Here is a 7,451-nt window from a genome sequence, read left to right on the forward strand (position 1 = left end):
CATCTACACCGAGGTCGAACAGGCCCGCTCCGAAAACCGCGGCGCCCGCGCCGCCTCCTATGCCAAGCGCTTCGCCGCCAAGGAAGCCTGCGCCAAGGCGCTGGGCACCGGTATGGCGCAAGGGGTGTTCTGGCGCGACATGGGCGTCGTCAACCTGGCCAGCGGCAAGCCGACCATAGCGTTGACCGGCGGGGCGGCGGCGCAGCTGGACAAAATCCTGCCTGAAGGCCACAGAGCGGCGATCCACCTCACCATCACCGACGATTTTCCGCTTGCTCAAGCCTTTGTGATCATCGAGGCGTTGCCCGTCGAAGAAGCGCCATATTGATTGCATCTGACCACCGGCATGACGTTGCCCAGCGCGCGCCGAGACTCTATACCAACCAACGCATAATCGAGGACGACATGAGCGTGGCTGAAAAATCTCAGAAGAAATCCGGCGGGCTTGGCGAAACCGTCAGCGTCATCGTCCAGGCGCTTTTGCTCGCTCTGGTCATCCGCACGCTCCTTTTTCAGCCATTCTCTATCCCGTCAGGGTCGATGCGGCCGACCTTGCTCGAAGGCGACTACCTCTTCGTCACCAAGTGGTCCTATGGCTTCTCGCGCTATTCGCTGCCGTTCGGGCCGGACCTCTTTTCGGGCCGCATCTGGGGCGCCGAGCCGAAGCGCGGCGACGTGGCGGTGTTCAAGTTCCCGCCGGACCCCTCCGTCGACTACATCAAGCGCGTCGTCGGCCTGCCGGGTGACAAGATCCAGGTCAAGGATGGCCAGCTCTTCATCAACGGCGTCGGCGTGCCGCGCCAGAAGGTCGGGCAGATCGACAATCGCGACATCACCGAGAAGAGCGGGCCGGTCGACGTCTATCGCGAGACATTGCCGAACGGTGTCAGCTATGACACGCTCGACCTGATACCCAACTCGATCGGTGACAACACCCAGGAATTCGACGTGCCGCCCGGCCACTATTTCATGATGGGCGATAACAGAGACAATTCCTCGGACAGCCGCTTCACCGTCGGTTTCGTGCCCGACGACAATCTCGTTGGCCGCGCCAACCTCATCTTCTTCTCGATCGGTGGCAGCGCCAGTCCGCTCGAAATCTGGAAATGGCCGTCGCTGATGCGCGCGTCGCGCCTGCTCCATTTCGTCAATTAGGATCATGGCGGCGACAAAACGGCTGACCATCGACGCGCTCGCCGAAGCGCTCATGCAGCGCACCGGCCACGCCTTTGCCGACCGCCAGCGCCTGCAGCGCGCGCTAACCCATGCCAGCGCCCGCAGCAGCCATGCCGGCATCGACTATGAGCGTTTCGAATTCTTGGGCGACCGCGTCCTCGGCCTGGTCGTCGCCGACATGCTTCTGGCGGCGTATCCGGACGCTGCCGAAGGTGAGCTGTCGCTCCGGCTCAACGCGCTGGTCAATGCCGAGGTGCTGGCGGAGATCGCCGAGGAGATCGGCCTGCCGGAGCTGATCCGTGCCGGTTCGGACGTACGCGGCCTGGACGGGCGCAAGCGCGTCAATCTGCGGGCTGATGCGCTGGAATCGCTGATCGCCGTGCTCTATCTCGACGGCGGGTTGGAGGCGGCCCGCGCCTTCATCCACAAATACTGGCGGCCGCGCTCGCAGGCCATCGGTGCCGCCCGCCGCGATGCCAAGACCGAACTGCAGGAATGGGCGCATCAGGCCGCAGGCGCCGTGCCGGTCTACATAATTGACAGCCGCGAGGGACCGGACCACGATCCGCTGTTCACCGTCAGCGTCAAGGTCGGCGCCTTTCCGCCGGCGACCGGCAGCGGGCGCTCCAAGCGCGAGGCCGAGCAAGCCGCCGCTACTGCACTGCTGTTGCGCGAAGGCGTCTGGCTAAGCAAGGGGAGCGCGGCATGACCGCCACCGAAGACGTTCCGCCGGCAGCAGAAGCCACCACCACACACTCTGGCTTCGTCGCGTTGATCGGCGCGCCCAACGCGGGAAAATCGACGCTGGTCAACCAACTGGTCGGCGCCAAGGTGTCGATCGTCACCCACAAGGTGCAGACGACGCGCGCCATCGTGCGCGGCATTGCCATCCACAATAACGCACAGATCGTCTTCGTCGACACGCCGGGCATCTTCAAGCCGAAGCGGCGGTTGGACACGGCGATGGTGACGACCGCCTGGGGCGGCGCCAAGGACGCCGACATCGTGCTGTTGCTGATCGACGCCGAGCGCGGCATCAGGGGCGACGCCGACGCGATCCTCGAACGGCTGAAGGATGTCCGCCAGCCGATGGTGCTGATCCTCAACAAGGTCGACCGGGTCAAGCCCGAGACGCTGCTGGCCCTGTCCGCGGCAGCCAACGAAAAAGTGCCCTTCAAGCGCACTTTCATGGTCTCGGCGTTAACCGGGTCGGGCTGCAAGGACCTGCTCGACTATCTCTCGGAAACCCTGCCTGCCGGCCCCTGGTATTACCCGGAAGACCAGATCTCCGACCTGCCGATGCGTCAGCTGGCGGCCGAGATCACTCGCGAAAAGCTCTATCTCAGGCTGCATCAGGAACTGCCCTATTCCTCCCATATCGAGACCGAGAAATGGGAAGAGAAGAAGGACGGCTCGGTGCGCATCGACCAGACCATCTATGTCGAGCGTGACAGCCAGAAGAAGATCGTGCTCGGCCACAAGGGCGAGACGATCCGTGCCATCGGCCAGGCGGCACGCATGGAGATATCCGGTATCCTCGAACAGAAGGTGCATCTTTTCCTGTTCGTCAAGGTGCGCGAGAACTGGGGCGACGACCCCGAGCGCTACCGCGAGATGGGGCTGGAGTTTCCACATTAACGTCACTATCGACACAGCTCTCCTGAGCCGGTTGGTCGCCACGCAATTTCCCCGATGGAAGGATCTTGCTTTCGGACCGGTTCCATCAGGCGGATGGGACAACAGAACCTTTCGTCTCGGAGACCATATGCTCGTGAGGCTGCCGGGTGCTTGCCGATCACCAGCGCGCGGCCCAAAAACCCAATCTTGATTTCGCCATCGAACCGGTGACAAGCTCCGTTGATGGAGTGGCGCGACGAGGGAATCATTCTCGGCACCCGCAAGCATGGCGAAACCAGCGCCATTCTTGAGGTCATGACTCGTGCGCATGGCCGCCACCTCGGACTTGTGCGCGGCGGCCGCTCGCGCAAGCAGCAGCCCGTTCTGCAGCCCGGCAACCGTGTCGACCTGTTGTGGCGGGCGCGGCTCGACGAACATCTTGGCACCTTTCAGGCCGAAGCGATCGAGATGAACGCCGCCCGGCTTATGGACAGCGCCGTCGCCATCTATGGGCTGCAAACCATGGCTGCGCATCTGCGCCTGCTGCCCGAGCGCGACGCTCATGGCGGCCTCTACGAGACGTTGGCCGTGATGATCGCCCACCTCGACGATACGGACGCCGCCGGCGAGCTGGTGGCGCGCTTCGAGTTGCTGATTCTCGACGAACTCGGCTTCGGACTCGATCTCAGCCAGTGTGCTGCGACCGGCGCCAGGCAAGACCTTGCCTATGTCTCGCCGAAATCCGGGCGCGCCGTGTCACGCGCCGCAGGCGCGCCATGGCGCGACAAGATGCTGGTGCTCCCCGCATTCCTGCAGCGCGGCTCCGGCCTTCGCGCCGACCCGGCGGCGATCGAGGATGCCTTCCGGCTGACCGGCTTCTTTTTTACCCGCCATGTCTATGAGCCGCGCGGGATCGAGGCGCCTGCTGCCCGCGCCGGCTTCCTCGCAGCCTTGCGCAAGCACCACGCGGCGGACAAGGAGATTGGCGTCGAGACCGCCGCCGGAGAAATCATTACATGAGCGAAGTGGAACTCTATCCCGGCCGGGTCTCGCCGCTCGGCCTCGGCACCATTCCGCCCTGCGACATCTCTAGATATACCGGCCTGGAATTGCTCCAGCGCATCATCGACAACAAATATCCGGCGCCGCCGATTTCGTTCCAGCTCAGTTTCGGCCTGACCGAAGTGTCGGAAGGACGCGCGGTGTTCCGCGGCATGCCGAACGAGCGCTATCTCAATCCGCTGGGTGGGGTGCATGGTGGCTGGGCCGCGACGCCGCTGGATTCGGCCCTTGCCTGCGCCGTGCAAACACTGCTCGATAAGGGCGAGGCCTATACGACGGCGGAGTTCAAGGTGAACCTGACACGGCCGATCACGCCGACGACCGGCGAGGTGGTGTGCGAGGGCAGGGTGGTGCACAAGGGCCGCACATTGGCGGTTTCGGAAGCAACGCTGAAGGATGCCAACGGCAAGCTGCTGGCTTTTGGCACCGAAACGTGCTCGATCTTTCCGGCCGCCAATCTGGCGGCGCGCTGACTTTGTCAGTAACTACTGGCTCGGTTTGGGGGAACCGCCATGTTCGAAAGCCTGATCGGCCTGGTCGCGATCATCGCGCTGTTCGTCATTATCTTGCGCCAGCAGAGCCGCATCGGCCTGATCGAGCGCGAACTTGGTGCGCTGCGCAGCCTCGTGCTTTCGGGTGTCCATGTGGCCCCACCGCAGGCCAAGCCGGTAGAACAGGTCGCAGACGACAGCATGCCAGCAGACGCGGCAATTGCGGCCGTGACCGACGTTGCGCCGCCATCGGCGGGCGAGGCTGAGGAAAAGCCGTCCACAGAGGTTGAAGCCGGGGAAGTTGCATCCGGACCGTGGGCTGCGGGCGAAGCGGCGCCGGCTGGGTCTGCACCTGCGCAACTGGCCGCGACGGCGAAAGCGGCCCAAAAACCTGACATTGAAACGGCGCTCGGCACCCGCTGGGCGGTCTGGGTCGGCGGCATCGCGCTGGCGCTCGGCGGCCTGTTCCTGATCCGCTACACCATCGAGGCCGGCATTTTCGGTCCCGGCGTGCGGCTGAGCATGGCAGCAATGCTCGGGCTGGTGCTGGTCGCCGTTGGCGAGTTCATCCGCCGCACCGGCTTCAGGGTGCCGGTGCAGGGCGTCGCCGGCGCCTATATTCCGGCGATCCTGACGGCGGCTGGTGCTTTCATCCTGTTCGGCACGGTTTATGCCGCGCATGGCGTTTACGGCTTCATCGGGCCGGCGCTCGCCTTCACGCTGCTCGGCGCCATCGGTGTGGCGACCATCGCGGCCGCCCTCGTCCACGGTCAGGCGCTGGCCGGCATCGGCCTGCTCGGCGCGGTGGTAACGCCGATGCTCGTCGCTTCGCAGGCGCCGAACCCTTGGGCACTGTTCGGCTACCTGGCGATCGTGCTCGCCGCCACCGGCGTCATCGCCCGCTTGCGCGACTGGAAATTGCTGATGGCGGCAGCCTTCGTCGGCACCGGCCTCTGGACCATTCTTTACATGACTGATGCGCCGGGCACCAACCTGCCTGTCATCCTCTTCATCAATGCGGTGACCTTGGCCGTACTTGCCTTGATCTGGCTCGGCCGTCGCGGTGGCGAAGCAGAGCCCGCCAGGGGCTTCGACTGGCCGTCGATCGCACCTGGCTTCTTCGTCGGCCTTTCGGCGATGGCGCTGTTCGTCGACCCGGCATACACTGCCGGCGATGCTCTGCCGGGAGCAGCTCTTATCGCGGCCCTGGTCGCGGTAGCGCTCCACAGGCCGCTGGCGCTGGCGCTTCTGCACGCCTCAGGGCTGGCGACGGTGCTGGTCTATCTCGGCATCATTCCGCCAACCTCTGTCGCTTCAGATTTTTCAGGTGGCGCTCTCGGCGTCGATGGTCTGCCGGCGACTGTGTCCGACACGCTGATGCTCAGGATCGGCATTTTTCTCGGACTTGTGTTCATCGGAGCCGGCTTCTGGACAGCGCGCAAATTTGCCGCGTCGGCTCACATCCGCGCCGCCTCATGGGCGGCATGGGGCGTTATCGCGCCGCTGGTCATTCTGTTGGCGCTCTGGTTCACCTTCGGCAATCTCGACCGCGATCTTGTCTACGCGGCGGCAGCAGCCCTTCTGGTCGTGGTTTTCGCCGTCGGCGGCGAGTGGATCGCGCGCGGTGAAGAGCCGCCGCTACAGGGTGGTGCGGCCGTCTCCTCCGCACTTGGCGGGGCAGCAGTCGCCGCCTTGCTGATGGTCTATATGGCCTTCGGATCCGGCTGGACCACCATCCTCCTGGGTGCCGCGGCCATTGTGCCGGCGCTGGCCACCCGCTGGCGCGCCTATCCGGTGCTCGGCTGGATTTCGGTCGGCGCGGTCATGGCCGTACTCGGCCGCGTCGCCTTCGATCCGACAATCGTCGGCGCCGAATTCCTGTCGACGACGCCGGTATTCAACTGGCTGCTGCCGGGATACGGCGTGCCGGCGCTGGCCTTCGGCTTTGCCGCCTGGCAGCTCGCCCACACCACAAATGGCCGGCCACGCCTCGCCATGGAAGCGGGCGCAACACTATTTGCGCTGCTCACCGTTGCCATATTGGTGCGCCACGCCATGCATGGCGGCGTCATCGACACGGCTGCTGCGACGCTCGCCGAGCAGGCGATCTACACGCTGATCGCCATCGGCGCCGGCGCCATCCTGGTCGCCATCGACATGCGCTCGCCAAGCTCGGTGCTGCGCTATGGTTCGCTCGCTGCGGGCGTGGTCTCGGTCGCCTTCATAGTCATCCAGCATTTTCTGGCCCTGAACCCGCTGTTTACCGACGAATCCACCGGGCGAATTCCGGTGTTCAACCTGCTGTTCCTCGCTTATCTCTTGCCTGCCGCCGCTGCCGGCGGGCTCGCGCTCTATACACGTGACGTCAGGCCTAAATGGTATGCCTCGATGCTGGCGTTGGTGGCGGCGCTGCTTGCCTTCGCTTACGCGACGCTGTCGGTCCGGCGGCTGTTCAAGGGCGAGTTCATCGGCCTGTGGAGCGGCCTCGGCCAGCTTGAAACCTACACCTATTCCGCGCTGTGGCTGATCATTGGTGTGGCGCTGCTCACCGCCGGCGTCTGGCTGAAGTCGCAGGTGCTGCGCATCGCGTCGGCCGCGCTGATCTCGGTCGCCGTGTTGAAGGTCTTCCTCTTCGACATGTCGGAACTGGAAGGCGTGCTGAGGGCGCTGTCCTTCATCGGCCTCGGCGCGGTGCTGATCGGCATCGGCCTGTTCTATCAGCGGCTGCTGACAAGAGCGGCGAGGGAAAAGCTTCAGACGAGCAATAGCTAACAGTTTTCAATTAAACCGGGAATAAATCGCCCGCCGGCCGCGTTATCTTGTTGCTTGGGTGACCAGGGCGGCGGACCGCTTCGCGCTGGCCGCTTGCGCCGCGCCGCGAAGGCGCGTTCAATCGGATGAACAAGGCACCTCAGAACCAGCGGTCATGGACGAAAAGAAGGCAGCAATCCTGGGCGAAATACCGCGCCTGCGCCGATATGCGCGCTCGTTGCTGCGTGACCGCGATTCCGCCGACGATCTCGTTCAGGACTGTCTCGAGCGGGCGCTTGTGCGGCTCGACAACTGGCAGACTGGAGAAAGCCCCAGGAAGTGGCTGTTTACGAT

8 protein-coding genes and 1 pseudogene are annotated in these 7,451 nt (G+C 64.4%); all 9 read left to right on the forward strand.

Features of this window, described 5'->3' with window-relative positions:
• Positions 1-328, forward strand: a 328-nt coding sequence (locus EOA86_RS14700) for a holo-ACP synthase (protein ID WP_128342280.1), incomplete at its 5' end; no start/stop codon positions are given.
• A gap of 77 nt (positions 329-405) precedes the next feature.
• Positions 406-1,155 (forward strand): signal peptidase I, encoded by a 750-nt coding sequence (gene lepB, locus EOA86_RS14705; RefSeq protein WP_065009855.1) that lies wholly within the window; start codon positions 406-408, stop codon positions 1,153-1,155.
• Positions 1,156-1,159: 4 nt separating this feature from the next.
• Positions 1,160-1,885 carry a ribonuclease III gene (gene rnc / locus EOA86_RS14710; RefSeq protein ID WP_029354472.1) on the forward strand — a complete coding sequence of 242 codons (726 nt, stop codon included), beginning with the start codon at positions 1,160-1,162 and terminating at the stop codon, positions 1,883-1,885.
• The gene (gene era / locus EOA86_RS14715; RefSeq protein ID WP_128342282.1) at positions 1,882-2,814 is read left to right on the forward strand and encodes a GTPase Era; all 933 of its coding nucleotides are present in this window, start codon (positions 1,882-1,884) and stop codon (positions 2,812-2,814) included. Before rnc ends, era begins: the two co-directional genes overlap by 4 nt.
• Positions 2,810-2,965, forward strand: a pseudogene (locus EOA86_RS40280) (aminoglycoside phosphotransferase); the annotation flags it as partial. The gene era and the pseudogene EOA86_RS40280, both read left to right, overlap by 5 nt.
• Before the next feature lie 71 nt (positions 2,966-3,036).
• The gene (recO, locus tag EOA86_RS14725) at positions 3,037-3,813 is read left to right on the forward strand and encodes a DNA repair protein RecO (RefSeq protein WP_128342284.1); all 777 of its coding nucleotides are present in this window, start codon (positions 3,037-3,039) and stop codon (positions 3,811-3,813) included.
• A complete protein-coding gene (locus EOA86_RS14730) occupies positions 3,810-4,328 on the forward strand; it encodes a PaaI family thioesterase (RefSeq protein WP_128342286.1) in 519 nt (172 codons plus the stop codon). Before recO ends, EOA86_RS14730 begins: the two co-directional genes overlap by 4 nt.
• Positions 4,329-4,367: 39 nt before the next feature.
• Complete coding sequence (locus tag EOA86_RS14735) at positions 4,368-7,118, forward strand: DUF2339 domain-containing protein (RefSeq protein ID WP_128342288.1); 2,751 nt, start codon at positions 4,368-4,370, stop codon at positions 7,116-7,118.
• 58 nt (positions 7,119-7,176) lie between these two features.
• On the forward strand, positions 7,177-7,451 hold a 275-nt coding region (locus EOA86_RS14740), incomplete at its 3' end, for a sigma factor (protein WP_281035663.1).

This window comes from Mesorhizobium sp. M5C.F.Ca.IN.020.32.2.1, from assembly GCF_004023105.1.
Classification (GTDB): domain Bacteria; phylum Pseudomonadota; class Alphaproteobacteria; order Rhizobiales; family Rhizobiaceae; genus Mesorhizobium; species Mesorhizobium wenxiniae.